This window comes from Klenkia soli (genome assembly GCF_900103975.1).
Lineage (GTDB): Bacteria > Actinomycetota > Actinomycetes > Mycobacteriales > Geodermatophilaceae > Klenkia > Klenkia soli.
Genome location: NZ_FNIR01000011.1, coordinates 21,166 through 47,453, shown reverse-complemented (window position 1 = coordinate 47,453; position 26,288 = coordinate 21,166). Strand labels below are relative to the sequence as shown.

At 74.8% G+C, this 26,288-nt stretch carries 29 protein-coding genes; 11 read left to right on the top strand and 18 right to left on the bottom strand.

Annotated elements, in window-relative coordinates:
• Positions 1-10: 10 nt before the first annotated feature.
• The 3 genes from BLS67_RS16945 to BLS67_RS16935 form a co-directional block, all read right to left on the bottom strand.
• Positions 11-1,027, bottom strand: a complete 1,017-nt coding sequence (locus BLS67_RS16945) for a hypothetical protein (RefSeq protein WP_091247353.1) — start codon at positions 1,025-1,027, stop codon at positions 11-13.
• Positions 1,028-1,134: 107 nt separating this feature from the next.
• Positions 1,135-2,073 carry a hypothetical protein gene (locus BLS67_RS16940; protein WP_091247351.1) on the bottom strand — a complete coding sequence of 313 codons (939 nt, stop codon included), beginning with the start codon at positions 2,071-2,073 and terminating at the stop codon, positions 1,135-1,137.
• Positions 2,074-2,195: 122 nt separating this feature from the next.
• Positions 2,196-3,206 (bottom strand): ABC transporter substrate-binding protein, encoded by a 1,011-nt coding sequence (locus BLS67_RS16935; protein WP_091247350.1) that lies wholly within the window; start codon positions 3,204-3,206, stop codon positions 2,196-2,198.
• Positions 3,207-3,316: 110 nt separating this feature from the next.
• Here BLS67_RS16935 and BLS67_RS16930 point away from each other — a divergent pair, with 110 nt between their 5' ends.
• Positions 3,317-4,084 (top strand): AraC family transcriptional regulator, encoded by a 768-nt coding sequence (locus BLS67_RS16930; RefSeq protein WP_091247347.1) that lies wholly within the window; start codon positions 3,317-3,319, stop codon positions 4,082-4,084.
• On the opposite strand, the gene BLS67_RS16925 is transcribed toward BLS67_RS16930, so the two are convergent.
• Positions 4,081-5,271, bottom strand: coding sequence for an MFS transporter (locus BLS67_RS16925; protein WP_131801772.1), 1,191 nt, complete (start codon positions 5,269-5,271; stop codon positions 4,081-4,083). The two genes, BLS67_RS16930 and BLS67_RS16925, sit on opposite strands and share 4 nt — an antisense overlap.
• Before the next feature lie 55 nt (positions 5,272-5,326).
• Here BLS67_RS16925 and BLS67_RS16920 point away from each other — a divergent pair, with 55 nt between their 5' ends.
• From BLS67_RS16920 to BLS67_RS16910, 3 genes are all read left to right on the top strand, one after another.
• Positions 5,327-6,328: a zinc-binding alcohol dehydrogenase family protein gene (locus BLS67_RS16920; RefSeq protein ID WP_091247344.1), complete on the top strand. Its 1,002-nt coding sequence runs from the start codon at positions 5,327-5,329 to the stop codon at positions 6,326-6,328.
• 212 nt (positions 6,329-6,540) lie between these two features.
• On the top strand, positions 6,541-7,041 hold the full coding sequence (locus BLS67_RS16915) for a pyruvoyl-dependent arginine decarboxylase (protein ID WP_091247342.1): 501 nt from the start codon (positions 6,541-6,543) through the stop codon (positions 7,039-7,041).
• Positions 7,038-7,607 (top strand): hypothetical protein, encoded by a 570-nt coding sequence (locus BLS67_RS16910; RefSeq protein ID WP_091247340.1) that lies wholly within the window; start codon positions 7,038-7,040, stop codon positions 7,605-7,607. The genes BLS67_RS16915 and BLS67_RS16910 overlap by 4 nt, the downstream gene beginning before the upstream one ends.
• 6 nt (positions 7,608-7,613) lie before the next feature.
• On the opposite strand, the gene BLS67_RS16905 is transcribed toward BLS67_RS16910, so the two are convergent.
• Genes BLS67_RS16905 through BLS67_RS16890 form a run of 4 tightly spaced genes read right to left on the bottom strand, consistent with a single transcriptional unit; the run spans position 7,614 to position 11,708 of the window.
• Positions 7,614-8,897, bottom strand: coding sequence for an SAM-dependent methyltransferase (locus tag BLS67_RS16905; RefSeq protein WP_091247338.1), 1,284 nt, complete (start codon positions 8,895-8,897; stop codon positions 7,614-7,616).
• Complete coding sequence (locus tag BLS67_RS16900) at positions 8,894-9,694, bottom strand: DUF1365 domain-containing protein (RefSeq protein WP_207500685.1); 801 nt, start codon at positions 9,692-9,694, stop codon at positions 8,894-8,896. Before BLS67_RS16900 ends, BLS67_RS16905 begins: the two co-directional genes overlap by 4 nt.
• Positions 9,691-10,986, bottom strand: a complete 1,296-nt coding sequence (locus BLS67_RS16895) for an NAD(P)/FAD-dependent oxidoreductase (protein ID WP_242654144.1) — start codon at positions 10,984-10,986, stop codon at positions 9,691-9,693. The genes BLS67_RS16900 and BLS67_RS16895 overlap by 4 nt, the downstream gene beginning before the upstream one ends.
• A 32-nt stretch (positions 10,987-11,018) precedes the next feature.
• Positions 11,019-11,708 carry an alpha/beta hydrolase gene (locus BLS67_RS16890; RefSeq protein ID WP_091247664.1) on the bottom strand — a complete coding sequence of 230 codons (690 nt, stop codon included), beginning with the start codon at positions 11,706-11,708 and terminating at the stop codon, positions 11,019-11,021.
• Between the two features lie 104 nt (positions 11,709-11,812).
• On the opposite strand from BLS67_RS16890, the gene BLS67_RS16885 reads away from it, so the two are divergent.
• Positions 11,813-13,597, top strand: coding sequence for a putative bifunctional diguanylate cyclase/phosphodiesterase (locus tag BLS67_RS16885; RefSeq protein WP_091247332.1), 1,785 nt, complete (start codon positions 11,813-11,815; stop codon positions 13,595-13,597).
• Here BLS67_RS16885 and BLS67_RS16880 read toward each other — a convergent pair.
• Positions 13,587-14,594, bottom strand: coding sequence for an NADP-dependent oxidoreductase (locus BLS67_RS16880; RefSeq protein ID WP_091247329.1), 1,008 nt, complete (start codon positions 14,592-14,594; stop codon positions 13,587-13,589). The genes BLS67_RS16885 and BLS67_RS16880 overlap by 11 nt on opposite strands.
• Before the next feature lie 73 nt (positions 14,595-14,667).
• On the opposite strand from BLS67_RS16880, the gene msrA reads away from it, so the two are divergent.
• A complete protein-coding gene (msrA, locus tag BLS67_RS16875) occupies positions 14,668-15,324 on the top strand; it encodes a peptide-methionine (S)-S-oxide reductase MsrA (RefSeq protein WP_091247328.1) in 657 nt (218 codons plus the stop codon).
• Between the two features lie 19 nt (positions 15,325-15,343).
• Here msrA and BLS67_RS16870 read toward each other — a convergent pair whose 3' ends face one another.
• On the bottom strand, positions 15,344-15,766 hold the full coding sequence (locus BLS67_RS16870) for a hypothetical protein (RefSeq protein WP_131801771.1): 423 nt from the start codon (positions 15,764-15,766) through the stop codon (positions 15,344-15,346).
• 74 nt (positions 15,767-15,840) lie between these two features.
• Here BLS67_RS16870 and BLS67_RS16865 point away from each other — a divergent pair, with 74 nt between their 5' ends.
• On the top strand, positions 15,841-16,938 hold the full coding sequence (locus BLS67_RS16865) for a class I SAM-dependent methyltransferase (protein WP_091247324.1): 1,098 nt from the start codon (positions 15,841-15,843) through the stop codon (positions 16,936-16,938).
• Here BLS67_RS16865 and BLS67_RS16860 read toward each other — a convergent pair.
• Genes BLS67_RS16860 through BLS67_RS16845 form a run of 4 tightly spaced genes read right to left on the bottom strand, consistent with a single transcriptional unit; the run spans position 16,935 to position 20,291 of the window.
• Positions 16,935-17,441, bottom strand: coding sequence for a phosphoribosyltransferase (locus tag BLS67_RS16860; protein ID WP_091247322.1), 507 nt, complete (start codon positions 17,439-17,441; stop codon positions 16,935-16,937). The genes BLS67_RS16865 and BLS67_RS16860 overlap by 4 nt on opposite strands.
• Before the next feature lie 4 nt (positions 17,442-17,445).
• The gene (locus BLS67_RS16855) at positions 17,446-18,369 is read right to left on the bottom strand and encodes a pseudouridine-5'-phosphate glycosidase (RefSeq protein ID WP_091247321.1); all 924 of its coding nucleotides are present in this window, start codon (positions 18,367-18,369) and stop codon (positions 17,446-17,448) included.
• The gene (locus tag BLS67_RS16850) at positions 18,366-19,244 is read right to left on the bottom strand and encodes a carbohydrate kinase family protein (RefSeq protein ID WP_091247319.1); all 879 of its coding nucleotides are present in this window, start codon (positions 19,242-19,244) and stop codon (positions 18,366-18,368) included. The genes BLS67_RS16855 and BLS67_RS16850 overlap by 4 nt, the downstream gene beginning before the upstream one ends.
• Positions 19,245-19,262: 18 nt before the next feature.
• The gene (locus BLS67_RS16845) at positions 19,263-20,291 is read right to left on the bottom strand and encodes a LacI family DNA-binding transcriptional regulator (RefSeq protein WP_165617636.1); all 1,029 of its coding nucleotides are present in this window, start codon (positions 20,289-20,291) and stop codon (positions 19,263-19,265) included.
• Between the two features lie 216 nt (positions 20,292-20,507).
• Here BLS67_RS16845 and BLS67_RS16840 point away from each other — a divergent pair, with 216 nt between their 5' ends.
• The gene (locus BLS67_RS16840; RefSeq protein WP_091247317.1) at positions 20,508-20,756 is read left to right on the top strand and encodes a type II toxin-antitoxin system Phd/YefM family antitoxin; all 249 of its coding nucleotides are present in this window, start codon (positions 20,508-20,510) and stop codon (positions 20,754-20,756) included.
• Positions 20,753-21,127: a PIN domain-containing protein gene (locus tag BLS67_RS16835; protein ID WP_091247315.1), complete on the top strand. Its 375-nt coding sequence runs from the start codon at positions 20,753-20,755 to the stop codon at positions 21,125-21,127. Before BLS67_RS16840 ends, BLS67_RS16835 begins: the two co-directional genes overlap by 4 nt.
• Before the next feature lie 20 nt (positions 21,128-21,147).
• Here BLS67_RS16835 and pucL read toward each other — a convergent pair whose 3' ends face one another.
• The 4 genes from pucL to uraD are packed head-to-tail and all read right to left on the bottom strand — an operon-like array spanning position 21,148 to position 23,368.
• Positions 21,148-22,038, bottom strand: coding sequence for a factor-independent urate hydroxylase (gene pucL, locus BLS67_RS16830; protein WP_091247313.1), 891 nt, complete (start codon positions 22,036-22,038; stop codon positions 21,148-21,150).
• Between the two features lie 48 nt (positions 22,039-22,086).
• On the bottom strand, positions 22,087-22,548 hold the full coding sequence (locus tag BLS67_RS16825; RefSeq protein ID WP_091247312.1) for a nuclear transport factor 2 family protein: 462 nt from the start codon (positions 22,546-22,548) through the stop codon (positions 22,087-22,089).
• Positions 22,549-22,559: 11 nt separating this feature from the next.
• Positions 22,560-22,877 (bottom strand): hydroxyisourate hydrolase, encoded by a 318-nt coding sequence (gene uraH, locus BLS67_RS16820; RefSeq protein ID WP_091247310.1) that lies wholly within the window; start codon positions 22,875-22,877, stop codon positions 22,560-22,562.
• Positions 22,874-23,368 carry a 2-oxo-4-hydroxy-4-carboxy-5-ureidoimidazoline decarboxylase gene (gene uraD / locus BLS67_RS16815; protein WP_242654143.1) on the bottom strand — a complete coding sequence of 165 codons (495 nt, stop codon included), beginning with the start codon at positions 23,366-23,368 and terminating at the stop codon, positions 22,874-22,876. Before uraD ends, uraH begins: the two co-directional genes overlap by 4 nt.
• A 43-nt stretch (positions 23,369-23,411) precedes the next feature.
• Between uraD and aceB the strand changes: the two genes are divergently transcribed.
• Both aceB and BLS67_RS16805 read left to right on the top strand, forming a co-directional pair.
• Complete coding sequence (aceB, locus tag BLS67_RS16810) at positions 23,412-24,998, top strand: malate synthase A (RefSeq protein WP_091247307.1); 1,587 nt, start codon at positions 23,412-23,414, stop codon at positions 24,996-24,998.
• Positions 24,999-25,081: 83 nt separating this feature from the next.
• Complete coding sequence (locus tag BLS67_RS16805) at positions 25,082-26,275, top strand: DUF6986 family protein (protein ID WP_091247305.1); 1,194 nt, start codon at positions 25,082-25,084, stop codon at positions 26,273-26,275.
• Positions 26,276-26,288 lie beyond the last annotated feature (13 nt).

Sequence of the window (26,288 nt, the reverse complement as noted above, 5' to 3'; positions counted from 1 at the left end):
GCGGTGCCGGTCAGCTGGTGCGGCGCCGCACCGTGCTGAGCGCGGCCCCGAGCAGCAGGGCGAGCAGACCGGCCAGCAGCGGGGTGCCGAGGTCGCTGCCGGTGTAGGCCAGCGAGCCGGCGTCGGTCGTGCCGGTCACCGGGGTGCCGGTGGCCGTCGGCGTGCCCTGGAGGGCGACCGGGGTGATCCCCAGCGGGCCGTCGGTCCGGGGACCCTGGGGGTCACCGGTGATCGGCGGGACCGGGGTGGTCGGCGTACCGGGGGTGCCGCAGGTGGCCGAGGCGTCGCCCAGCAGGGCGATGCCGTTGCCGCAGGCGGTCACGGGGACGTCGACGTCGATGCCACCGCCACCACCGGGGGTGCCGGCGGGGAGGGTGCAGGTGCCGGCGGCGTCGCCGAGGACCCCGACGGCGTTGCCGCAGGCGGTGATCGGTGCGGTGACGTCGACGCCGCCGCCGCTGCTGCCGGCGCCGGTGCCGGTGCCGGTGCCCGTGCCGGTGTCGGCCGGGGTGGTGGTGCCGGCGGTGGCGTCGCCCAGGACCCCGACGGCGTTGCCGCCGACCAGGACCGGTGCGGTGACGTCGATGCCGCCGCCGTCGTCACCGGTCGTGCCGGCCGGGGCGGTGCCCTGGGCGGTGGCGTCGCCGAGCACGCCGACCGTGTTGCCCGTGACGGTGATCGGCAGGTCGACGTCGGTGCCGCCGCCGTCCGCGGACGTGGGTGCCGGCGTCGGGGTGGCGCTGCCGGTGGTGGCGGTGTCGCCCAGGACGCCGACGGCGTTGCCGCTGACGGTGACCGGCACCGAGACGCTGATCGCGCCCAGGTCCACGGACAGGTCGGCCGCGGGTGCGGCCGGGGCCGTCGGTGCGGTGGTCGCGGTGCCGAGCAGCGCGATCGCGTTGTCGGAGACGGTGACCGGGACGGTCAGGTCGATGCTGTCGTCGGCGGAGGCGATGCCGCTGCCGACGGCCAGGAGGCCACCGGTGAGCAGCGCCGTCTGCAGGCCGCGCGTGATCCAGATGTTCATGACGAGGTCCTTCTCGGGAGTGGTGCCGGACTGAGGGGGACCGGTCCCGCACAGCGGGCGGGCCGGGTCGGGCCGTGCTCAGCGCGCAGAGGCTGAGCGGGCGTCCGTCAGTCGGGCGAGAAGGAGGGGTCGAAGGCGGTGTTGCCCGCGGCGTCGCGGGCGGTGTGCGCGGCCGCGGCGAGCCCGGAGGCGTCGGCGGCCAGGACGGCAGCGGCGAGGTCGGCCGCGGTCTGGTCGGCGTCAAGGCCACCGGAGGCGCTGCCGGTCGACCCGCCCGCGCCGGGGAAGGCCGGGGCCGGGGCGGCGGGGGAGGCCGGGCCGTCGGTGGGCACGGTCGGGACGGCGGTGACCGGGTCCGGGCCGGCGGTGACGCCGGACCCGCGGGCGGTGCCCGTGGCGGCCGAGCTGCCACCGGCCGCCACATCGGACGAGGTGGCCGTGGGTTCGCCGGGGGCGACGGGACCGGCGGAGGGCGATGCGAGCAGGGGGCCGGCGACCGGACCCGGGGTGCCGACGACCGGCGCCAACGCCTCGGCGACCGGGGCGAGGGCGTCGGTGACGGGGGTCAGTGCGTGCGTGATCGGGCTCAGGGCGCTGGTCACGGGGGCGAGAGCGCTGGTCAGCGGGGTCACGGCGGCCACCACGGGCTGCACGGCCGAGACCACCGGGGCCACCACCGGGGCGACCACAGGGGTCGCCGCGCGGACCACGGGCGCCACGGCCTGCGCCACCGGTGCGATGACCGGTGCGACCGGTGCCGCGACGGCCTGCACCACGGGCGCCGCGGTGTGCGCCACCGGCGCGACGACCGGGGCTGCCACCTGTGAGACCGGGGCGACCACCTGCGAGACCGGCGCCGCGACCTCGCCCACCAGGTCGGCGACCGGGGCCGTGACGCCCGACAGCAGCGAACCGGCGGCGGGCTCCTCGGCCGAGGCGGACGCAGCGGCCTGACCGGCCAACCACACCCCGACCCCGAGGCCGGCGACGGTGAGCGCACGGCCGGCGATGCGGCACAGGCGGGCAGGAGGACGGGATGCGGACATCCTGCTCACCTCCACGCATGGTCATCGGGTGACTACGAACAGTCAACCGGACGGCGACGTTCCGTGTGGGCCGGGCAGGGTCCCTCGATGGGTGGAGAAGGTGACCGGACGGTCACGTTCCGTCAGGCCGGGACGGTGGAGGGATCCCCGGCGACGGCGGTGGCCAGGGCGGGCACCAGCTGGTCGAGCACGTACGGCAGCGACAGCGGGCTGGTGAAGTAGATGGCCCCCGCCAGCGTGCCGTCGGTGAAGACGAGGTGCCCGCCCTGCACCGCGGACAGCGACCGGTACACCCCGAGCGACTCCAGGGCGGCCCGGTCGGCCGGCGCCTCGGTGCCCCAGATGAGCACCTCGGCCTCGTCCAGCACCGGCGCCTGCTCGAGCGGGATGTAGGCCTGCCCCTCGGTGGCGAACTGGTCGAGCACGGCCGGGACCGTGAACCCGAGGTCGGTGAGGAACGCCGTCGACAACCCTTCCTGGTAGGCGATCAGGTCGCCCTCGTAGACCGCGTTCTGCAGGAACACCGCCGGGGTGCCGGCGAACTCGGGGTGCTCGGCCGCGGCCTCGGCGAACTGCGCCTCGATGCCGTCGACCAGCTCCTGCGCCTCGTCGGCCTTGCCGAGGGCGGTGCCGATGGCGAGGGTCTGCACGTCCCACGGCTCGAAGTAGGCCTCGGCCGAGTGCGCGACGACCGGCGCGATCCCCGAGAGGGTGTCGTAGTCCTCCTGGTCGAGCCCGGCGTTGGTGGCCACGATGAGGTCGGGGTCCAGCGCCGCGATGGCCTCGAACTGGAGGCCGTCGTCGGTGGTCAGCACCGTCGGCTCGGCGTCCCCGAGCTCGTCCTGGGCCCACGGCCAGGTGGCGTAGGGCTGCTCGCCGTACCACTCGGTCACCCCGACGGGCACGACGCCGAGGGCCAGCAGGGTGTCCTGCTCGGTGTACCCGACGCTGACCACCCGGGTGGGCTCGGACTCCACCGTCGTGCTGCCGAAGGCGTGCTCCACCGTCACGGGGAAGACTCCGCCGCCGTCGGCCGGCCCGTCGGCGGCGGGGTCGTCGGCCGGCGAGCCGCAGCCGGCGAGCAGCAGCCCGGCGAGGGCGACGACGGCGAGGCGGGACGGGGACGGGCGCACGGGGACTCCAGGGGACGACGACGGGATGGCTCGCTGAGGTTAGGCTGCCCTATCCACGCTGCCCAGTCCGTCAGCGTCCCGACGACGACGCCCAGCGCTCAGGAGGCCCGGTGACCGCCCTCGACGCCGTCCGCACCGTCGACCACCACGACTCGGCGGAGCGGGACGCCTGGACCTGCGCGTTCGACCCCGCCGAACCGGGGGCGTGGGGGATGCACCGGCACGACCAGCACCAGCTGGTCTGGACGGCGGTCGGGTCGGCGCGGGCCGAGGCGGGCGGTCGGTCCTGGGTGCTGCCGCCGTCGCGGGCCCTGTTCGTGCCGGGCGGGACGCCCCACGACGTGGCCCTCCGTCCGCCCGCCGCGCTGCACTGCCTCTACGTCTGGCCCCGGGCCTGCGGGCTGCCGTGGACCCGACCCACCGTGCTGGCGGTGTCCGGGCTGCTCCGGGAGCTGCTGCTGTCGTTGGGCCAGGGCGGCGGGGAGGGTCCGGTGGGCGGACCCACCCTGGCGCTCGTGCTGCACGAGGTGGCCGGTGCCGTGGTCGCCGACGACGGCCTGGTGCTGCCGGCCGATGCGCGGGCCGCCGCCGTCGCCGCCCGGCTGCTCGCCGACCCCGGTGACGACACCCCGCTGGCCGACTGGGCGGCGCGGCTGCGGGTCGGCGAGAGCACGCTGCGCCGCGCGTTCGTCACCGGCACCGGCCTGACGTTCACCGAGTGGCGCAGCTGCGCCCGGCTGCAGACCGCCCTCCCGCTGCTCGAGCGCGGCCTGCCGGTCGCCGCGGTCGCCGGCCGGGTGGGGTACGGATCGGTGCACGGCTTCGGCACCGCGTTCCGCCGCCGCTACGGCACCAGCCCCGGGGCCTGGCGCACCTAGGCCGAGCTGGGCGCCGGGCGCTGCGCCGGGGTGGGGTGCCGCCGGGTCAGCACGGCGGCAGCCGCCGAGAGCACCAGCACCAGGACGGCGAGGGCGGCCGCGGCGGCCGTCAGCGAGGTCGCGGTGGCGATCTCGCCGACGCCGACGACCGGCACGGTGATGCCGAGGTAGGCGACCACGAAGAAGCTCGACGTCACCGCCGCCCGCTCGTCGGCGGAGGCCAGCCCGCCGACCCGCGCCACGGCGGACTGGAAGGAGAACCCGACGCCCGAGCCGCCGACCACCGCGGCGAGCAGGAACACCGGCAGCGACCCGGCCGCCAGCGCGCCGACGACCGACGCGGTGCCCACCGGCAGCAGGAGCGCGCCGACCAGGGCGGCCCGGTCGGGGTCCCACCGCTGCGCCAGCAGCTGGCAGGCCACCGCCGCGGCGAACATGACCGCCACCGACAGCCCGACCAGCTGCGGCCCCGGGTCGCCGAGCTCCTGCCCCAGGAACGAGGACGTCAGCGAGGTGAACAGCCCCAGGACGGCGAACGCGGCGAACCCGCCGACGGCCGCGGCGACGAACCGGGCCCGGGTCGCCCGGGGGACGGCGAGCCGTTGCGGCCGGACGGCGCCGGCCAGGGTGCGGGTGCGCGGGCGGGTCTCGGGGACCAGCCCGAGCGCCAGCACCGGCAGCAGGAGCACCAGGAAGGCGAGGTAGGGCGCGACGGTCGGCCCGGGCAGGTGCTGGGCGACGACGCCGGACACCACCGGTCCCAGGCCGAGGCCGCCCATGTTGGCCACGGTGGCCAGGGTCGTCGCCGTCCGGCGGTCGTCGTGCAGCTCGGCGATCGCCGCGGTCGCCGTCCCCGTGGTGAGCCCGACCGACAACCCGGACAGCACCCGGGCGACGAGGAGCCCCGGGAGGGTGGGGGCGAGCAGGAAGACCGCCGTCGAGGCGACGGCGATGCCGACCGCCAGGGCGAGCACCGGACGCCGGCCCACCCGGTCGGAGAGCCCGCCGCCGAGCAGCAGCGCGGTCAGCGTGCCGACCGCGTACGCGGCGAAGACCAGCGTCACCTGCAGCTCGGAGAGGCCGAGGGACCGGACGTAGAACGGGTAGAGCGGGGCCGGAACCGTCCCGCCCAGCATGACGGCGGTGAAGACCCACACGACCAGCCCGACCGACACCCGTCCCCGCACGGCGCGACGCTAGACCCGGGGAAGCCGTCGACCCCGACCCGGGTTGGCATCCCGCATGACCTCCACGACCGCCATCGCCTCCCTGCGACCGGGGGACGCCGACGCCCCCGACTCGTTCGCCACGGTGCAGCTGGACCTCCCGCCGCTGGGCCCGCACGACCTGCTGGTCGACGTCCGGGCGGTGTCGGTGAACCCGGTCGACGGCAAGGTGCGGTCCTCCTTCGACCCCGACCAGGCGCCGAAGGTGCTGGGCTTCGACGCCTCGGGCACGGTGACCGCGGTGGGCGGGGCCGTGACACGGTTCGCCGTCGGCGACGACGTCTTCTACGCCGGCTCCATCGCCCGACCCGGCACGAACGCGCAGCTGCACGTCGTCGACGAGCGGGTGGTCGGCCCGAAGCCGGCCTCGCTGTCGCACGCCGACGCCGCGGCGCTGCCGCTGACCACGATCACCGCCTGGGAGACCCTGTTCGACCGCCTCGGCCTGGGTGCCGGGAGCACCGGCACGATCCTCGTCGTCGGCGGCGCCGGCGGGGTCGGTTCGATGATCGCCCAGCTGGCCCGGGCCCGGACGCAGCTGACCGTGGTGGCCACCGGCGCCCGTCCCGAGTCGGTGGCGTGGGCGACCCGGATGGGCGCGCACCACGTGGTCGACCACCACGACCTGGTCGCCGCCGTCCGCGCGGTGGCCCCCGACGGCGTCGACCACGTCTTCTCCGCCTTCTCCGCGGGCAACGTCGAGGCCTACGCCGAGCTGCTGCCGGTGCACGGGGCGGTCGTGGCCATCGACGACCCGGTGGGGCTGGACCTGATGCCGCTGAAGTCCAAGGCGCAGACGTGGCACTGGGAGTTCATGTTCGCCCGGCCGCTGCACCTGCCCGAGGACTCCTCGCAGCACGAGCTGCTCGCCGAGGTCGCCCGGCTGGTCGACGCGGGGCAGCTGCGGACGACGGCGACCGTGCGGTTCGACGGCATCACCGAGGAGAACCTGCGCGAGGCCCACCGGCTGGTCGACGCCGGCACCGTGGTCGGCAAGGTGGTCCTCTCGCGCGGGTGAGCCGGGTGACGGCGGTCGCGCCCGATGGTGGGCGCGTCGCCGGTCCCGCTCCTCCTCCCGGGGTGGGGGGTCCGCCACGGACGGCGGACGTCGTTCACACCATCGGGCGCAGGCCTGGGCGAGAACCGCAGGTCTCATCACGATCGGTAGCTGCAGAGGTCGCCACCGCCCCGTTCGGGGCCCACCGGCGCCACGAGCCAGTACGGAGCGTCATGAACCAGCGGCAGTCCCCGACCATCCCGGTGGTCACCGGCACCGGTACCGGCAGCACGGAGCTGTCGGCGTTCGACGCCGCCCTGCGCGACGCCGGGGTGGCCAACTTCAACCTGGTCCGGTTGTCGTCGGTGGTCCCGCCGCACACCGTCGTCGACACCACCGGGGCGACGCCGATCCCCGACGGGGCCTGGGGCGACCGGCTCTACTGCGTGTACGCCGAGCAGCGGGCGTCGGTGCCGGGCGAGCAGGCGTGGGCCGGGGTCGGCTGGGTGCAGCGCGTCGACGGCGCCGGCGGGCTGTTCGTCGAGCACGAGGGCGACTCCGAGGAGATCGTCACCAAGCTGATCGACCTCAGCCTGGCCGACCTCGTCGCCGGGCGGCCCGAGGAGTTCGGGCCGGTGCAGCAGGTGCGCACCGGGGTCACCTGCACCGAGGAACCGGTCTGCGCGATGGTCGTGGCGGCCTACGAGACCGCGGGCTGGGGGTTCACCCGATGAGGGTCGAGCGGCTGCAGACGGTCCCCGAGCACCTCGTCGACGGCTTCTACGTGCTCTACGCCGACGCCTTCGAACCGCTCCGCACGCTCGCCGCGGCGCGGCACGTGCTCACCCCGGCCGAGTTCGCCGAGGAGATGGCCGACGAGCGCATCGACAAGTACGTGGCCTTCGACGACGACGGGACGGCGGTCGGGCTGACCACGTTCACCGGCGACCTCACCGCGGTGCCGTGGATCGAGCCGGCCTACTTCGCCGCCCGGCACCCCGAGCACGCCGCGCGGGACGCGATCTTCTACCTGGGCTTCACCCTCACCGACCCGCGGGCCCAGCGGGGACGGGTCTTCCGGGCCACGCTGCAGCCGATCGTCGACCGCATGGTGGCCGCCCGCGGCGTCGTCGCCTTCGACATCTGCGCGCACAACGACACGGTGCGGCACCTCAGCCGCGGCATCGAGCGCTCGATGAGCGCCGCGTGCGACATCAGCATGCAGCCCCAGGACGTGCAGACCTACTACTCCCTCCAGGTCCACGGCCCCAAGGTCGCAGCAGCAGCAGCCGCCGCCTGACCCGGGTCAGCGGGGGAAGGGGTCCCGGGCGAGGCCGAGCTGGCTGACGCCGAGGTAGCCCGAGCGGAAGCCGGCCTCGCAGTAGGCCAGGTAGAACTCCCACATGCGGCGGAAGGTGCCGTCGAAGGCGCCCTCCAGCGAGGGCCACTCCGCGATGAAGCGCTCGCGCCACATCTGCAGGGTGACGGCGTAGTGCGGGCCGAGGTCGCGCCGCTCGACGACCGACAGCGTGGTGTGGGCGGTCAGGTTGTCCTCGATGGAGCGGATCGAGGGGATGATCCCGCCCGGGAAGACGTACTTGTGGATCCAGGTGTAGCTGCGCCGGGTGGCCATCATGCGGTCGTGCGGCATGGTGATCGACTGCAGGCCGACCCGCCCGCCGGGCGCCAGCAGGGAGTCCAGCGCGGAGAAGTAGGTGGCCCAGAACTTCTCGCCGACCGCCTCGATCATCTCGACCGAGACGACGGCGTCGTACCGGCCGCGGGCGTCGCGGTAGTCGCACAGCTGGACGTCGACCAGGTCGGCGACCCCGGCGTCGGCGGCCCGCACCCGGGCCAGCGCCTGCTGCTCCGACGACAGCGTCAGCGTGGTCACCCGGGCGCCGCGCTGGGCGGCGCGGATGGCCAGCGCGCCCCAGCCGGAGCCGATCTCCAGCACGCTCATGCCCTCGCCCACGCGGGCGAGGTCCAGCACGCCGTCGACCTTGCGCAGCTGCGCGTCGACCAGGGAGTCACCGGGCTCGAACCAGGCCGAGGAGTAGCTCATGGTCTCGTCGAGGAAGGCCTCGAAGAGCTGGTTGGAGAGGTCGTAGTGCCGGCTGATGTTGTGCCGGCTGTTCTCCTTGGTGTTCTCCTCGCCCATCGGCTGGGTGCGCTCGACCAGGTGCCGCATGCGCTGCAGCGCCGGGTGGATCAGCGAGGACATGCGGGCGGCGAACGGGCTGAGCAGGTCGGCCAGGTCGGTGCCCGGGCCCGTCGTCCAGTCGCCGGTCATGTAGGCCTCGCCGAAGCCGATCTTGGCGTCGGCGCCCAGGCGGTGGAAGAAGTTGGCCGGGCGGACCAGGCGCATCACCGGGGCGTGCCGGTCGCCGGCACCCAGCACCGTGCCGTCGGGGAAGACCGCCCGCACGGGCAGGGTCGACACCGCGTGCCGGAAGAGCCGCTCGGCGACCGCCGCGCGGACGGGCGAGCGGGGCGGGGTGGCCAGGCCCGGCCAGTGCGCCTCGTCCGGGCGGGGCACGGGGAACCGTGCGTCCTCGGTCCGGCTGGCGTTGTGGTGCACCGTGGTCATGACCCGTCCTTCGTCCGGTCCGTTGCGTTCCGGGAGGTGTTCGCAGCGACCCCCGGCAGCGGATCATGTGTCGGTCGGGGCACGACCGGCAACTTCCGCGCCCAGAGCCGGATGCCCTGCCACCGGATGAGGGTGGCCACCCACAGGCTCATGAACGGCCAGCGCAGAAGGGTACGGACGACGGCACCTGCGCTCGCCGCGCGGGCCCGTCCGCGGAGGGTGGCCACGAACGGCGTCCGGCCGCCCACCTGCAGCGCCATCGTGACGTGCAGCTGCTCGCCGGGGCCGGAGAACCGCATGAGGTACCGGCCGTCGACGGTGTTGAACGGCGAGACGTAGAAGTCCTTCTCGGCCTCCGCGCGCCCGGCGTCGTCGGGGTGCAGGAGGTAGGCGTGCCGCTCGCCGTAGGTGTTGTGCACCTCGGCGACGATGCAGGCCAGCGACCCGTCGGCCCGGTAGCACCAGTGCGTGGACAGCGGGTTGAACACGTGCGGGCCGCTGCGGGCGTTGGCCATCATCACGACCCGGGCGACGTCGTCCACACCGTTCAGCGCGGCGAACCGCACGACGTTGTCCTTGATCGTCGACGCCGGGTCGCCGAGGTGGTCGGCGGCGTCGAACCGGGCCGCCCAGCGCAGGCCGCGGGGGAGCTGCGGCAGGTCGTCCAGGTCGACCGCCCAGAGGTAGCCGCCGTACTCGAAGGCGTTCTCCAGCGGGTGCGAGCGGCGGTGCCCGACCCGGACGTCGTACAGCGCGGGCAGGGTGGTCGCCGTCCAGTCCTGCACCGCCGTGGTCACCATCCGCTGCCCAGCGACTCCGCCGCCCGGACGCCCGAGGCGCAGCCGTCCTCGTGGAAGCCCCACCCGTGGTAGGCGCCGGCGAACGCCGTCCGACCGGTGTTCAGCGCCGGCAGCCGGCGCTGGGCGGCGACCGAGGTGGGGGTGTACTCCGGGTGGTCGTAGACCATGCGGCGCAGCACGGTCGCCTCGTCGATCCGGTCGGTGGCGTTCAGCGACACCAGGTAGTCGACCGGCTCGTCGATCGCGTGCAGCTTGTTCATCCAGTAGGTGACCTGGACGGCGGAGGTGTCGGTGGCGCAGCCGGGCATGCGGTAGTTCCAGGAGGCCCTCGCCGCCTGCGCCGCCGGCATGATCGAGCTGTCGGTGTGCAGCAGGGTCTCGTTGCGCGAGTAGGAGAAGGCCCCGAGGACGGCGCGCTCGTCGTCGGTCGGGTCGCCGAGCAGCTGCAGGGCCTGGTCGGGGTGGGTGGCCACGACGACGACGTCGGCCGCGTGCCGCTCGCCGTCGACGTCGGTCAGCTCGACGCCGTCCACGTGCCGGGTCAGCGACCGGATGCCGGTCGCGGTCTGCACGTTGGTCAGGCCCTTGGCGGCCTTCTCGACGTAGGCACGGGAGCCACCGGTGACGGTGCGCCACTGCGGGGAGCCGCTGACCGAGAGCATCCCGTGGTTGGCCAGGAACCGGAACAGGTAGACGGCGGGGTACTGCAGCGACGTCCCGGTGCCCGAGGACCACACGCACGAGACCACCGGGACCATGAAGTGCCGGACGAAGTAGTCCGAGTAGCCGCCGATGGCCAGGAACGCCCCCAGGGTCAGGCCGTCGAGCTCGGTGGTGCCCCCGCCGCGGCTGTCGCCGCCGGCCAGCTCGACCAGCCGCAGGGCCTGCCGGTGGAACTTCTTCACCTCGACCAGCATGCGCAGGTAGGCCGGGTTGGCCAGCTGCTTCTTCTGCGCGAAGACGCCGGGCAGCCCGCGGGCACCGGCGTACTCCAGCCCGCAGCCCTCGCAGACGATGGACATGCTCATCTCGGTGGGCTGCGTGGCCACCCCGAGCTCGGCGAAGAGCTTGAGCAGGTTCGGGTAGGTGCGCTCGTTGTGCACGATGAACCCGGTGTCGATGGGGATGACCCGGTCGTCGGGGGTCTCGACGTCGTGGGTGTGCGCGTGGCCGCCGAGGCGGCCGTCGGTCTCGAACAGCGTCACGTCGTGGGTGCGCTGCAGGAGGTGCGCGGCGGTGAGGCCGGAGACCCCGGATCCCACGACGGCGGCGGTCGGTCGGTTGCGCACGGCGGACATTGTTTCCCCTCGACGGACAGCGCCTACAGCCGGACGGCGAGTCCTTCCGGGCTCGGCAGCTGGAGAGCGTTCGCCACGTCGGCCCGCATCGGTTCGAGACCGGTGCCGGCCAGCACGATGTCCCGGGCGAACTCGTGCCACCGGCCGGCCCGGCGCAGCATGCTGTGCCCGCCCGGGGTGGTGAAGCGGGCCACCCGGGCCCCGGCCCGGCGGGCGCGCACGGCGAAGTCCGCCGAGAGCTTGGCCGGCACCCAGCGGTCACCCGAGCCGTGCAGGATCGCCACGGTCTGGCCGCGCAGCTGCATCACCGGCTCGCCCGGCGGCGTCCACGGGGCCAGCGCGCAGACGGCGGTGACCTGCGGGTCGCCCCCGGCCTTGAGGGCGGCCCGGCCGCCCATCGAGTGCCCGACCAGCACGACCGGCACGTCCTTGCCCAGGTCGGCGCGCAGCTGCTCGATCGACCACTGCACGTCCTGGTAGGCGTCGGCGGCCTCGCCGTTCCACCCGGCCACCCGGTAGCGCACCAGCGCCGTCGCGACGCCACGGCCGCCGAGGTCGTCGCGGACGAAGCGTTCGAAGGCCCGCATGCGCACCAGCGACAGCGCCCGGTCCTTCGGCGGGGCCTCGCTCGCGGCGGTGCCGCCGTGGCAGAACAGGGCGACCCCGCGGGTCTCGCCGTCGACGGGGTGGCGTTCGAGCTGGGGGTCGGTCACGGGCACCGTTCGATCGTCGGCCGGAACCGGTTCGGCTGCACCCCGAAGGGTGATCGTGTCCTCGGTGGGCTGTGTGATCCGCGTCGCGCTGCCGAGGAGGAGTCATGACCTCGTGGCTGGGCGGCCGGCTCACCGGGACGTCGCTGGCCACCGCCGAGTGGCAGCTGCGGCACCGGTGGGTCGTCCGCGCTGCCCTGGTGCAGGCGCTCGCGGTCGGGGCGCTGACCGCGGTGCTGGGCCACGGGCCGGCTCGCACCGTCCTGGTGCTGCTGCTGGTCGGGCTGCCTGCCGTCCTCGCCCTCCGGGCCGGTTGGCCCGCCCGGCTGCGCACCGTGCTGGCCACGCTGAGCCTCACCGGCGGGGCCGCGGCCCTGGTGCCGGTCACCGGCCAGGGCGAGGCGTTCAGCTGGATGCTGCTGGCCATCGCGGTGTGCGCCCTCTACCGGGACCGGGTGATCGTGCCCACCGCCGTGGTGGTCGCCGTCGTCGACTTCGCGGTGGTGGTCTACCGGCCGGGCGCGACCGACCCCTACGACCTCCTCCCCGTGGTGGCCACCCTGCTGGTCTGCCTCGTGCACCACCGCTCCTGGCAGCTGGCCGAGGACGAGGCGCGCACCGACCCGCTGACCGGGCTGGGCAACCGCCGCCGGCTGGCCGAGGCCGCGGCGCGGCTGCTGCGCCAGGGCGAGCCGCTGGGCGTGCTCCTGCTGGACCTCGACGGGTTCCAGGCGGTCAACGACGGGCGCGGCCACCTGGCCGGCGACCAGCTGCTGGTCGAGGTGGCGGACCGGCTGCGCGCCGGTGTCCGCACCGGTGACCTGGTCATCCGGCTCGGCGGGGACGAGTTCGCCGTGCTGGTGCCCGGTGGGCCCGCGCAGACCGCCGAGGTCGCCCGCCGGCTGCAGGCCGCGATGCAGGTGCCCGTGCCGCTCACCGGTCGACCGGTCACGGTGACCGCGAGCATCGGGGTGGCGACCACGGGGACGGCGGCCCGCCGGGACGCCGAGGAGCTGCTGCGCAACGCCGACGTGGCCATGCACCGGGCCAAGACCACCGGTCGCAACCGCGTGGTCGAGTTCGTCGCGGGGATGGCCGACGCCGTCGCCGACCGGGCGGCCCTGGCCGAGGACCTGACCGCGGCGATGGCCGCCGGCGACCAGCTGGCCGTGCACTACCAGCCGGTCGTGACCCTGCCCGACGGCGTGGTGCACGGGCACGAGGCCCTGCTGCGGTGGACGCACCCCACGCGGGGGGCGGTCCCGCCGATGCAGTTCATCCCCATCGCCGAGCAGACCGGGGCCGTGGTGGCGCTGGGCACCTGGGTGCTGCGCCGGGCGACCCGTGACGCCGTGGCCGGGCTGGGCGGCGAGCCCGGTCCCAGCAAGGTGGCGGTCAACGTCTCCGCCGTCCAGCTGGCCGACGAGGGGTTCGTCGGCGAGGTGCGCGCGGCCCTGGCCGACAGCGGGCTGCCCGCGGACCGGCTGGTGCTCGAGGTGACCGAGAGCCTGCTGGCCGACGACCTGGACGCCGCCTGCGACCGGTTGCAGGCCATCCGCGACCTCGGGGTCAAGATCGCCATCGACGACTTCGGCACGGGCTACTCGAGCCTGGCCTACCTGCGGCGGCTGCCCGCCGACATCGTGAAGATCGACCGCAGCTTCGTCACCGACCTCGCCCGCGGCGGATCGGCCACCACACTGGTCGCCTCGATCGTCGAGCTGTCCCGCAGCCTGGCCCTCGACGTCGTCGCCGAGGGCGTCGAGACCGACGCGCAGCGCGACGTGCTGACCGACCTGGGCTGCGCCTACGCCCAGGGCTACCTGTTCGGCCGCCCCGCCCCACGGGTCGCCGACCCGGTGCCGCAGGGGGCCCCGACCGTCACAGCGTGACGACCATCTTCCCGGTGTTCGCGCCGCCGAGGAGGTCGAGGAAGGCGGGGACGGCGGCGTCCAGACCCTCGCGCACGGTCTCGCGGGCGGTGAGCTCGCCCGAGCGCAGCCAGCCGGTGACCCTCTCGCGGAACTGCGGGCGCAGGTCGGCGTGGTCGCCCACGATGAACCCGCGCAGGCTCAGCCGCTTGCCCACGACCAGGAACATGTTCCGCGGCCCCGGCGGCGGCTCGACGGCGTTGTAGCCGGAGATGGCGCCGCACAGCGCGGCCCGGCCCTGCTCGCGGAACGCACCCAGGGCGGCCTCCAGGTGGTCGCCGCCGACGTTGTCGAAGAAGACGTCGATGCCGCCGGGTACGGCCGCGGCGAGCAGGTCGGCGACCGGGCCGTCGTGGTAGTCGAAGGCCGCGGTGAAGCCCAGCTCGTCGGTCAGCCAGCGCACCTTCTCCGGTGTCCCGGCGCTGCCCACGACCGACCCGGCGCCCGACAACCGGGCGAACTGGCCGACCAGGCTGCCGACCGCCCCGGCGGCGCCGGAGACGAAGACGTCGTCCCCGGCCCGGAAGTCGGCCAGCCGCATCAACCCGGCCCAGGCGGTCAGCCCGGGCATGCCCAGCACGCCGAGGTGCCAGGTGACCGGGACGTCGTCGGCCTCCGGCAGCACCGAGACGGCGGAGTCGGCCAGCACCGCGACGTCCCGCCAGGCGGCGTTGGACAGCACCAGGGCGCCCTCGGGGACCCGGTCGGACCGGGAGGCGGTGACCCGGCCGACGGCGCCGCCCTGCATCGTCTCGCCGATCTCCCAGGCCGGGGCGTACGAGGGGCCGGCGTTCATCCGCCCGCGCATGTACGGGTCGACCGACATCGCCAGGTTCTGCACCACCACCTCGCCCGGGGCCGGGTCGGGGCGCTGCAGCTCGACGGTGCGGAAGTCGTCGGGGGTGGGCACGCCGTGCGGGCGGGCGGCCAGCTGGACCTCGCGGGTGGTGATCGGCATGCCCGGTGCAGTGCCCCCGGGCGGCCGGATGTTCCCGACCGCCGCGGTTGCGGCGTCGTCCTACATTCGGGGCATGTCGTTCTTCTCCCGCGCCAAGACCCAGTCGGTCACCGCGGAGGAGGCCCTGCCGGGCCGCTCCCAGGTGCTCCCGCACATCCCCGAGCTCCACGCGGTCAACGGCAACCGCATCCAGCCGCCGTTCCCCGACGGCCTGCAGACCGCGGTGTTCGGCGCCGGCTGCTTCTGGGGCGTCGAGAAGGTGTTCTGGCAGCACCCGGGCGTGTACTCGACCGCGGCGGGCTACGCCGGTGGCTTCACCCCGAACCCGACGTACGAGGAGGTCTGCTCGGCGCGCACCGGGCACACCGAGGTGGTGCTGGTCGTCTTCGACCCGGCCGTCGTGTCCTACGAGGTGCTGCTCAAGGAGTTCTGGGAGGAGCACGACCCCACCCAGGGCATGCGCCAGGGCAACGACGTCGGCACCCAGTACCGCTCGGCGATCTACGTGACCGGCCCCGAGCAGCAGGCCGCCGCCGAGGCCTCCCGCGACCAGTACCAGGCCCGGCTGACCGCGGCGGGCTACGGCGAGATCACCACCGAGATCCTGCCGCTGGGCGAGTTCTTCTACGCCGAGGACTACCACCAGCAGTACCTGTACAAGGTCCCGAACGGCTACTGCCCGGTCAACGGCACCGGCGTGAGCTGCCCGGTCGGCCTCACCGGGGTCTGAGGGCCCGGAGGCCGTCCCCTCAGACCGGGGGGACGGCGTCCGGGGGCAGGAAGAACTGCTTGCGGCGCTCCTTGGCGATCCGGGCGTCGTAGGCCTCCAGCGTCATCGGGTCGGTGAAGGTCGCCCGGCGCTCCGCCGCCGCGGCCTCGAACTGCATGCGCCGCTTCGGGTCGGCGCGCCGGCGGCGCAGGACGCCGACGACGAAGGCGCCGACGAAGGCCAGGACGCCGACGACGAGGCCCCCCACCAGCTGGTTGTGCATGATCGACACCCGGTCGCCGTAGCTCTGCTCGGTGCCGTTGACCAAGCAGCTGTCGCCCGGTGACATCGTCAGGCCGCCGCAGTCCACCGCCCCGGTGCCCAGCGCGAGGGCGAAGGCCACACCGGCGGCGGCCAGCACGAACAGCGGCACACTGGGCCGGGCACTGACTCCTGCGTCCACGTCGTCCCTCCTCCCCGCAGCGCCCGCCGCGGGGGACCAGATCATGCCCGACGGCCGTGGGGGACAGTGGTCCGGTGCCTGATCCCTTCCTCGACCAGCTGAGCAGGTTCCCCGACGTCGAGGCGCCCGACCTGGTCGCGGTCGACGCCACCGACCGGCTGCTGCTCGACGAGGCGGCGGCCGGCATCGCGGCCCACCCGGACGGCGTCCTCACCGTGGACGACACGCACGGCGCGCTCACCCTCGGCGCAGTCGCACTGCACGGCGCGAGCGGGGTGCGGGCGTACACCGACCTGCGGCTCGCCGAGCTGGCCCTGGCCGCCAACGCCGAGCGCACCGGCACCGCCGGGTTCACGGTGCTGCCGGAGCTGGACGCCGCCGGCGCCCGCGTGGTGCTGGTGCAGGCGCCCAAGTCGCTGGACGCGCTGCGGGAGATCGCCGAGACCGTGGCCGCGGGTGCGGACCGCTCCGTCACGCTCTACGTCGGCGGGCGGGTCAAGCACATGACGCACGCGATGAACGGCGTCCTCGGCGACTCCTTCGAGCACGTGCACGCCACCTTGGCCCGGCAGAAGTCCCGGGTGCTGGTCGCCACCGGCCCGCGCCCGGGGGCGTCGTCCTTCCCGCGGGTCGTCGAGCACCCCGACCTCGGCATCACCGTCGCCGCGCACGGCGCCGCGTTCGCCGGCACCAAGGTCGACATCGGCACCCGGGCGCTGCTGCGGGCCCTCCCCGCGCAGGGCAGCGGCGCGGCGGTGGACCTGGGCTGCGGCACCGGCGTGCTGGCCGTGGCCCTGGCCCGGGCGGGCTACGCCGTGCTGGCGTCGGACGCCTCGGCCGCCGCGGTGCTCTCGGCACGGGCGACCGCGGAGCGCAACGGGGTGGCCGACCGGGTGACCGTCGTGCGGGACGACGCCCTGGCCGGCGTCGAGCCGGGCAGCGTCGACCTGGTCGCCTGCAACCCGCCCTTCCACCAGGGGACGACGGTGCACGCCGGCATCGCCGACCGCCTGTTCGAGGCCGCGGCGCGGGTGCTGCGACCGGGTGGCCAGCTGCTCACCGTCTACAACTCGCACCTGCCGCACCGCGACGCCCTGCGGCGGGTCGTCGGCCCCACCCGGCAGGTGTCCCGCGACCCGAAGTTCACCGTGACGGCGTCCACGAAGCTCTAGTGCGCGAGACCCCCGCGCCGGTTCACGACCGGGGGCTGCACCGACCAGGGGAAGTCGATCCAGTCGTCGGTGCGCTTCCAGACGTAGTCGCACTTCACGACCGAGCGCGGCTTCTCGTAGACCACCGCCGACCGGACCTCGGCGACGTAGCCGGCGCAGAAGTCGCGCACCAGCTCGAGGGTCTTCCCGGTGTCGGCGACGTCGTCGGCGATGAGCACGTTCGCGCCGGTCAGGTCGACCCGGTCCAGGTTCGGCGGCAGCATCACCGGCAGCTCGAGCCGCTCGTCGACGCCGGTGTAGAACTCCACGTTCATCACGAAGAGGTTCTTCACGTCCAGCGCGTAGCCCAGCGCGCCGCCCAGGAACAGGCCACCGCGGGCGATGGCCAGGATCAGGTCGGGCTCGTAGCCGTCGTCGGCCACCTGCTGGGCGAGCTCCCGCCCCGCGGTCCCGAACATCTCGTAGGTCAGCGTCTCGCGCACCGGTGCCGTCACACCGGACATGCTGTCACCGGGCGGCGGACAGCGCGGTGGCGACCTCCGCGGCGACGGCGGCGTTGTTCTCGGCCAGCGCCAGGTTGGCGGGGATCGACTCGCCGTCGGTCTCGGCCTCGATGCGGGCCAGGATGAACGGGGTGACCTTCGGGCCGGTGACCCCGGCCTCGGCGGCGGCGGCCAGCGCCCGCAGCATCTTGGCCTCGATCTCCTCGGCCGGGATCTCGGCGGACTCCGGGATCGGGACGCCGAGCAGCACGCCGGTGTCCTCGCGCAGCCGGTTGCGCAGCACGCCGGCCACGGTGGCGGCGTCCTCGACCCGGTGCGGCACGGGCAGGCCGACCGAGCGGGAGTAGAAGGCCGGGAACCAGTCGTGCCGCCAGCCGAGGACCGGGACGCCGATGGCCTCGAGGTGCTCCAGCGTGCGGGGGAGGTCGAGGAACGCCTTGGCGCCGGCGCACACGGTGACCACGGGGTGGCTGGCCAGCGCGTCGAGGTCGGCGGAGACGTCGCCGCTGGTCTCGACGCCGCGGTGCACGCCGCCGATGCCGCCGGTGGCGAAGACCTCGATGCCCGCGGCGTGCGCCAGCGCGACCGAGGCCGAGACCGTGGTCATGCCCTCGGCCCAGCGCTGCGCGATCGCCACCGGGACGTCGCGCTCGGCGACCTTGGCGCTGCCGGTGAGCACCCGGTCGACGTCGGCGGCGGTCAGCCCGACCCGCGGGCGTCCGTCGAGGACGGCGGTCACGGCCGGCACGGCACCGCCGGCGCGGACGGCGGCCTCGCACCGGTCGAAGGCCTCGCGGTTGCCGGGGGCGGGCAGGCCGAGGTTGGAGAAGATCGTGGACTCCATGGCCACGACCGGGCGCCCCTCGGCCAGGGCGGTGGCGACCTCGTCGGCGACGACGAGCCCGATGCGTTCGGCGGTGGAGGTCATGCGGGTGCTCCCGTGGGTTCGAGGGTGGGGTCGGCGGAGAGGTTCGCGCCCGGCTGCTGCAGGACGCGGGCGGCGAGGGCGTGACCGGCCAGGCAGGCCGCGACCGGGTCGCGGCCGGTGGCGAAGGCGGTGAGGAAGCCGGCGGCGAAGGCGTCGCCGGCCCCGGTGGTGTCGCGGACGGCGTCGACCGGGGCCACCGGGACGCGGACGACGGCGCCGTCGGGGCCGGTGACCGTGGTGGGGGCGGAACCGGCCTTGACCACCGTCGTCCGGGCGCCGGGCACCGGGCCCAGCGCGGCGGCCTCCTCGGCGTTGGCGATGAGCACGTCGGGGGCCAGCCGGGCGATCGCGGCACGCAGCACCTCGGCGCCCAGCCGGGTGACCAGGTCGACGGAGGAGACGTCGATGCTGGTCAGCGCCCCGGTGTCGCGGGCGGCGGCGAACAGGGTGCGCACCGCGGTGGCCGGGCCGGGCGTGGCCAGGGCGTAGGCGGGGGCGTGCACGACGGCGGCACCGGCCACCCAGGACGGCGGCGGGTCGGCGAGGTCGGCAGCGGCGCCGCGGTCGGGGACCATCGTGCGCTCACCGGCCGGGTCGACCAGGACGACGATGCTGCCGGTGCGCCCGGCCCGCTGCACCCGGACCTCGACGCCGGCCCGCTCGAGGTCGGCGGTGAGGACGGCGCCCAGGGCGTCGTCGCCGACCCGGCCGACGAACCGGCTGGCCGACCCGGTGGCCGCGGCGAACACCGCGACGTTGGCCGCGCTGCCCCCGCGGGTGCGCACGACCCGGCCGGGGTTGTCGGTGCCGGCGCGCAGCGGGGCCTCGGTCCAGACGACGACGTCCTCGACGACGTCGCCGATGCAGACCAGCACACGGACCTCCGGGGTGGGTTAAGCGCTTAACGTCACCGTAGCAGGTGGGCCGGTGCTACCCCGGACCACGAGCCGGGCGGGCAGCACGGTCGGGGCGCCCACGGGTGCGTCGGGGTCCTCGATCACGCCGGCCAGCAGCACCGCACCGCGGTGACCCAGCTCGCGTGCGGGCAGCGCCACGGTGGTCAGCGGTGGCGCGGAGACCGCGGCGAACGGGATGTCGTCGAACCCGGCCACGGACAGCTGGGCGGGCACCGCCACGCCGGCCGCGTGCAGGCCGGCCAGCACCCCGAGCGCCTGGACGTCGGTCGCGGCCACCACCACGGTGGCCCCGGACCGCCGCCAGTCCGCCGACCGCCGGGTCGCGAGGTCCAGCGCCGAGCCCAGGTCGATGTCGCAGCGGTCGTCGGCGACCACCGCGCCGGGGACGCGGGCGGCGAACTCGGCGGCGAAGGCGGCGCGGCGCTCGACGAAGGTGGACCAGGGTCGGTTGCCGTCGAGGTAGAGCACGTGCCGGTGGCCGAGGTCCGCGAGGTGGCCGGCCAGCTCGCGCGCCCCGACCGCGACGTCCAGCGAGACCTGGTGCCCACCGGCGGCGGGGTCGTCGAGGTGGACCACCGGGAGATCCGGCCGGCCCGCCGGGAGGGTGCCCGGGTAGTTGATGAGGACGCCGTCCACGGTGGCCGCGCCGACCGGCTCGACGTCGGGCTCGGCCAGCCCCGCCGCGAGCAGGAGCAGCAGGTGGCCGGTGCCCTCGGTCGCCTCGGCGATCCCGGCGGCGGCACCCGCGGCGACCTGGGCGGTGAACGGGTTGGTCATGTCGTGGGCGAGGAGGGCGACCTGCCGGCGGCGTCCGGTGGCCAGGGCCCGCGCCGACGCGTCGGTGACGTAGCCCAGGGCCGCGATGGCGTCGAGCACCCGCAGGCGGGTGGCGGGGGAGACCCGGCCCTCGGCCTTGCCGTTGACCACGAAGGAGACCGTGGCCACCGAGACCCCGGCCCGCGCGGCGACGTCGACGGCCCGGGCGCGCCGCAACGGTCTGCTCATCGGGCCCCCTCGTCGTCGCACCAGGTGCCGGGTGCGTGTCGGAACGTAGTCCAGCACGCCGGTCCGGCCGTCGCGGCGTTGATCAGGGGGTGCACAGAAGCCGGTCCCCCTCCACCAGACCTCCTGTGCGAGGACGGCCTTCGAGGGAGGCGGAAGTCGCCCAGCAGGGGGTCGCAAGCCGTAGCGCATTGTCTACGCCACGCCTACCCTGGGTTCGTGACGACCATCCCGCAGCGCGAACTGCGCAACAACGTCAGCGACGTCCTGCGGCGTGCCGAGGCCGGTGAGCGGTTCACCATCACCGTCGACGGCCGGCCTGTCGCGGAGTTGTCGCCCCGGGGCGATGACCGGTGGGGTACTGCGGCCGATTTCGCCGCGTTGCCGCCGGTCGACGATGCCTGGGCCCGCGACCTGGCCGCGATGCGGGCCGAGGACGACGAGGCCGCTGTCGACCCCTGGCGATGAGGGCGCTGCTGGACACCAGCCTGCTCGCCGACGCCGAGCCGCGTCCGCTCCCCCCGGGGACCCTGGACGAGGGGTGGGCGATGAGTGCGGTGACCTCGGGCGAGCTCGAGGCCGGCGTGCTGCTGGCCCCCGACGGTCGAACCCGATCGCAGCGTCTCCGCCGTCTCGTCGCGCTCGCCAGAGGACCGCTCGTGCTCCCTGTCGACCGGCAGGTGGCCAGCGCGTACGCAGAGCTGCGGCAATCGGTGTCACGCATGGCGAGCAACGACCTCTGGATCGCGGCCACGGCGTTGGCCCACGGCCTCGTGCTGGTGACCGCCGACGAGCGGCAGGCTCGACTGCCGCTCGTCGAGTCGCGCTACGTCGGCTGAGGGCTCGTACCGCCGGGGACTCAGACGAAGCCTGGCGTCCCCTGCCAGGCGACCTCGGCGGGGGCGACGTCGTCGCGCAGCACGGTGCCCTCGATGAGGCCGTAGGGGCGGTCGTCGGCGTGGTAGACGACGTCCGGGTTGTCCAGGCCGAACGCGGTGAGGTCCTGCAGGAAGTGGTGCTTGTTCGGCATGGACAGCCGGACCTCGGCCACCTCGGGCACGGTCTCCAGGACGGCGGTGCCCATCGCGAAGAGGGTCTGCTGCAGCGCGAGCGAGTGCGTCGACGCGAAGGCCTCGAGCATCGTCGTCCGCACGGTGTCGTAGGTGGCGTGCCAGTCCAGGTCGCTGCCGACGTAGCGCCAGCGGGCGGTCACCGCGGTCGCGAGGATCCGCTCCCGGGTCTCGGCCAGGGTCGTGTAGGCGTCGCGCGGGAAGCCCCAGAACTCGGACCCGGTGGACTTGAGGACGACGAGGTCGGTCAGCCCGGCGACCACGTGGAGGTCGTCGCCGTCGGCGGTGACGACGGCGGTGCGCACCTCGCCCCCGGCCCGGCGGAACGCGTGGTCGTGCGGGGCGCCGCCGACGGCGATCCGGTCCCAGCCGTAGGACTCCAGCTCGACCCGGGCGCCGCTGATCCAGTCGTACGAGCCGGCGAAGTGGGTGGCCAGCCGCAGCCCGAACGCCTCGGGGCTGCTGATGCCGTCGCGGGCGAAGGCGAACACGGTGTTCTTCTGCGCGTCGGTGGTCAGCACGTGCGCGTTGTCGCCGGTCAGGTGCGCGGCGGAGAAGTCACCGCGCAGCGCCGAGCTGACGTTGAGGTCCACGAGGGAGTGCTGCGGGGTGGAGCGGTCGACCGCGACCACCCGCACCTCGGCCTTCCCGTACTGGTTGGGTCCGAGCACGATCGCCATGGGCGCACCCTCTCCGATCGGTGTGTCAGCGGTGTTGCACGTGGAACGTCAGTGCAGCGGGATGTCCCGGCCCCGCTCGGCCTCGGGCCGCGGGCCGGTGATCCGCCGGTCGGCCTCGGCGATCGCCGCATCGTCGATGCTCGCCTCGCGGCGCCGCATGAGGCCCTGCTCGTCGAACTCCCACAGCTCGTTGCCGTAGCTGCGCCACCACTGGCCGTCGGCGTCGTGCCACTCGTACTGGAACCGCACCGCGATCCGGTCGTCGGTGAACGACCAGAGGCTCTTGCGCAGGGCGTAGTCGAGCTCACGGGCCCACTTGTCGGCGAGGAACGCGACCACCTCGGCCCGGCCGGTGAGGAACCGGTCGCGGTTCCGCCACACGGTGTCCTCGGTGTAGGCCAGGCTGACCCGCTGCGGGTCGCGGCTGTTCCAGGCGTCCTCGGCGGCCTGCACCTTGGTGGCCGCGGTCTGCGCGTCGAAGGGCGGGAACGGCGGGCGGGGTTCGTCCACGGGTGGTCCTCTCAGCTTCCGCGGTAGGTGCTGAACGCGAACGGCGACAGCAGCAGCGGCACGTGGTGGTGCGCGGCGCCGTCGACCACGCTGAACTCCAGGGTCACCGACGGGTAGAAGGTCTCGCGGCCCTGCTCGGCGAACCAGGCCCCGGTGCCGAACACCACCCGGTGCGTGCCGGTGGCGGTGTCCCGGTCGGCCAGCCGGAACCGGCCGTCGGCGTCCGTCACGCCCTCGGCGAGCAGCTCGTCGCCGGCGAGGAGCTGGACCACCATCCCGGCGGCCGGCCGCCCCAGGACGGCGTCCAGCACGTGCGTGGAGACGCTCATGCGATGAGCCCCCGCACCCGGAGCTCGGTGATCTGGGCCAGCTGCTCCAGCACCTCGGGCCGTTCCTGCTCCGGGGAGTGGGTCAGCCGGCGCTGCAGCTCGGCGAGCATCTCCGCAGGCGTGCGCCCGGCGGCCCGGATCAGGAAGACGTGGTCGAAGCGGTCCTCGTAGTCCCGGTTGCCCTGGGCCAGGGCGACGCGGACGTCGTCGGCCGCGGTGGACATCGCCGCCTGCTCCCGACGGGACGACGACGCCTCCGCCGAGTCCCCGGACACCCGGTCGCCGATCCGCGGGTGCGCGGCCAGCGCCTGCTCGACCTCGGGCCAGGGCAGCGCCCGGGAGACCTCTCCCGCCCACGCGACCAGGGAGTCCACCGATTCGTAGGGCCGGCCCGAGACCACGGCCGGGGCGAAGGACTCGGCCGCGTTGCAGGCGTGCACGGCGGGCGTCACGTCCTCGGGGGCCGTGCTGTTGAAGCTCTGGAGGTCCACGGCTGCGAGGATGCCAGGACCAGCCCCGTCCGGAGGAGTGCGCATGGTCGACGTCGGTGTAGATGTGCAGGTGGTCGGACCCGAGGTCGAGCGGTCGGCGGAGGTGCTGACGCCCGAGGCCCTGCAGTTCGTGGCCGGGCTGCAGCACCTGTTCGGCGCGAGCCGCGACGAGCTGATCGCCACCCGAGCGCTGCGCCGGCAGGCAATCGCCGACGGCGAGCCGCTGGACTTCCGGCCCGAGACGGCCGACGTCCGCGAGGGTGACTGGTCCGTCCCGCCGCCCCCGCCCGGGCTGACCCGGCGGCGGGTCGAGATCACCGGGCCCACCGAGCCCAAGATGGCGATCAACGCGCTGAACTGCGGTGCCGACGTCTGGCTGGCCGACCTCGAGGACGCCAACACCCCGCACTGGCGCAACGTGGTCACCGGGCAGCTGGTGCTCAAGGACGCCGTCCGCGGCAGCCTCGAGTTCACCAGCCCCGAGGGCAAGCAGTACGCCGTCCGGCCCGACGCCGTGCTGCCCACGATCGTCCCGCGCCCCCGCGGCTGGCACCTGGACGAGCGGCACGTGCTCGTGGACGGCGACCCGGTGGTGGGCGCCTTCGTCGACGCCGGCCTCTACCTGTTCCACAACGCGGCCGAGCAGCTGAGCCGGGGCAGCGGACCCTACTTCTACCTGCCGAAGATGGAGTCCCACCTCGAGGCGCGGCTGTGGGCCGACGTCTTCGTGCACTGCGAGCGCGAGCTCGGGCTCCCGCGCGGCTCGATCCGCTGCACGATGCTGATCGAGACCATCCCGGCCGCGTTCGAGATGGAGGAGATGCTCTACGAGCTGCGCGAGCACGCCACCGGGCTGAACGCCGGCCGCTGGGACTACCTGTTCAGCGTGGTCAAGGTCTTCCGCGACGCCGGGGCCGAGTTCGTGCTCCCCGACCGCTCCGCCGTCACCATGACCGCCCCGATGATGCGGGCCTACACCGAGCAGCTGGTGGCCACCTGCCACCGCCGCGGCGCGATGGCCATCGGCGGCATGGCGGCGGCGATCCCCAGCCGGCGCGACGCCGAGGCCAACGAGAAGGCGCTGGCCAAGGTGCGCGAGGACAAGACCCGCGAGGTCGGCGACGGCTTCGACGGCTCCTGGGTCGCCCATCCCGACCTGGTCGGCATCTGCCGCGAGGTGTTCGAGGGCGTGCTCGGCGACGCCGACAACCAGCTGACCAAGCAGCGGGACGACGTCCACGTGACCCGGGAGCAGCTGCTCGACGTCGCCGGTGTCCCCGGCGACCGCACCGAGGCGGGGCTGCGGGCCAACGTCGAGGTCGGCATCCGCTACCTGGCCGCCTGGTTGGCCGGCAACGGCGCGGTCGGCATCCACGGCCTGATGGAGGACGCCGCCACCGCCGAGATCAGCCGCTCCCAGGTCTGGCAGTGGCTGCGCACCGGCGTCGTGCTCGACGACACCGGCGAGACGGTCACCGCGGAGCTCGTGCACCGGATCATCGCCGACGAGGTCGCCGGGATCGGCGAGCTCGACCGGGTCGACGACGCCCGCCGGCTGTTCGAGCAGGTGGCGCTGGCCGACGAGTTCCCCGACTTCCTCACCCTCCCCGCCTACTCCCTCGTCGACTGAGGAAGGACCCCCGTGCCCCCCACGACTTGCACGCTCGCCGCGGGCCCCTGCGCGGGGGCCGACCTGCACGACGGAGCTGCGCGGTGATCCCCGAGGCAGTCCTCGCCGAGCTGGACCGCAGGCTCGGGCCGGTGGACGACGCGCGCCTGGCGGCCTACCCGGGGGAGCGGTCGACCCGGCAGCCGGTGCACACCTGCTACGTGCCCGCCGACGCCGTCGTCCCCGGGCTGGTCGCGTCGTGGGGCGAGCAGGCGCTGGCCGCCCTCGACGAGCACGGCCTGCCCGACCTGGGGCTCGACCCGGCGCTGGTCGAGCAGGTGCTGCCGCGGGTCCGCGAGAAGCTGACCCGCGAGCCGGTCGAGGACCTGCGGGTCGACTCCGAGGACGGCTACCGCGGCCCGCTCGACCGCGAGGACGACGACGTGCGGACGGCGGCGCAGGTGCTGGCCGCCGAGCAGACCCTGCCGCCGTTCTGGGGCACCCGGGCCAAGTCGCTGGAGGGCCCGACGCGGCGCCGCGGCGTCCGGTCCCTCGACCTGTTCCTCGGCGGGCTGGCCGCCCGCGGCCGGGCGGTCGTCACGCTGCCGAAGGTGACCGCGGTCGAGCAGGTCGCCGCCTTCCTGCCGGTGCTCGACGCACTGGAGCAGGCGCACGGCCTGGGCCTGGACCTCGAGCTGCAGGTCGAGACACCCCAGGCGGTGCTCGGGGCCGACGGCACGGCCACCCTGGCGGCGATGCTGCACGCCGGGCAGGGCCGGGTCACCGGGCTGCACTACGGCACCTACGACTACTCGGCGTCCCTGGGCATCGCCGCTGCGCACCAGGCCAGCGACCACCCTGCCGCCGACCACGCCAAGGCGACGATGCAGGTCGCGGTCGCCGGCACCGGGGCGCGGGCGGTCGACGGCTCGACCAACGTGCTGCCGGTGGGTCCGCGCGACCAGGTGCACCACGGCTGGCAGCTGCACGCCGGGCTGGTCCGCCGGGCCCTGGAGCGCGGCTTCTACCAGGGCTGGGACCTGCACCCGGCCCAGCTGGTCACCCGCTACACCGCCACCTACGCCTTCTTCCGGGCCGCGCTGCCGGCCGCCGGAGCACGGTTGGCCGCCTACGTCTCCCGGGTGGACGGCGGGGTGCTGGACGAGCCGGCCACGGCGCGGGCGTTGGCCACGGTGGTGCTGCGCGGGCTGGACTGCGGGGCGTTGGACGTCGCCGAGGTCGAGGCCGCGAGCGGGCTGCGGCGCCCCGCCCTGGACGCACTGGCCGGTCGCGCCTGATCCCGACACGCCG

Excerpts from the sequence above, each read along its gene's own strand:
- BLS67_RS16945 (WP_091247353.1), bottom strand. The coding sequence starts at position 1,027 with ATGAACATCTGGATCACGCGCGGCCTGCAGACGGCGCTGCTCACCGGT.
- BLS67_RS16940 (WP_091247351.1), bottom strand. The coding sequence starts at position 2,073 with ATGTCCGCATCCCGTCCTCCTGCCCGCCTGTGCCGCATCGCCGGCCGT.
- BLS67_RS16920 (WP_091247344.1), top strand. The coding sequence starts at position 5,327 with ATGACCTCCACGACCGCCATCGCCTCCCTGCGACCGGGGGACGCCGAC.
- BLS67_RS16915 (WP_091247342.1), top strand. The coding sequence starts at position 6,541 with ATGAACCAGCGGCAGTCCCCGACCATCCCGGTGGTCACCGGCACCGGT.
- BLS67_RS16910 (WP_091247340.1), top strand. The coding sequence starts at position 7,038 with ATGAGGGTCGAGCGGCTGCAGACGGTCCCCGAGCACCTCGTCGACGGC.
- BLS67_RS16905 (WP_091247338.1), bottom strand. The coding sequence starts at position 8,897 with ATGACCACGGTGCACCACAACGCCAGCCGGACCGAGGACGCACGGTTC.
- BLS67_RS16885 (WP_091247332.1), top strand. The coding sequence starts at position 11,813 with ATGACCTCGTGGCTGGGCGGCCGGCTCACCGGGACGTCGCTGGCCACC.
- BLS67_RS16880 (WP_091247329.1), bottom strand. The coding sequence starts at position 14,594 with ATGCCGATCACCACCCGCGAGGTCCAGCTGGCCGCCCGCCCGCACGGC.
- msrA (WP_091247328.1), top strand. The coding sequence starts at position 14,668 with ATGTCGTTCTTCTCCCGCGCCAAGACCCAGTCGGTCACCGCGGAGGAG.
- BLS67_RS16860 (WP_091247322.1), bottom strand. The coding sequence starts at position 17,441 with ATGTCCGGTGTGACGGCACCGGTGCGCGAGACGCTGACCTACGAGATG.
- BLS67_RS16855 (WP_091247321.1), bottom strand. The coding sequence starts at position 18,369 with ATGACCTCCACCGCCGAACGCATCGGGCTCGTCGTCGCCGACGAGGTC.
- BLS67_RS16845 (WP_165617636.1), bottom strand. The coding sequence starts at position 20,291 with ATGAGCAGACCGTTGCGGCGCGCCCGGGCCGTCGACGTCGCCGCGCGG.
- BLS67_RS16835 (WP_091247315.1), top strand. The coding sequence starts at position 20,753 with ATGAGGGCGCTGCTGGACACCAGCCTGCTCGCCGACGCCGAGCCGCGT.
- pucL (WP_091247313.1), bottom strand. The coding sequence starts at position 22,038 with ATGGCGATCGTGCTCGGACCCAACCAGTACGGGAAGGCCGAGGTGCGG.
- uraH (WP_091247310.1), bottom strand. The coding sequence starts at position 22,877 with ATGAGCGTCTCCACGCACGTGCTGGACGCCGTCCTGGGGCGGCCGGCC.
- aceB (WP_091247307.1), top strand. The coding sequence starts at position 23,412 with ATGGTCGACGTCGGTGTAGATGTGCAGGTGGTCGGACCCGAGGTCGAG.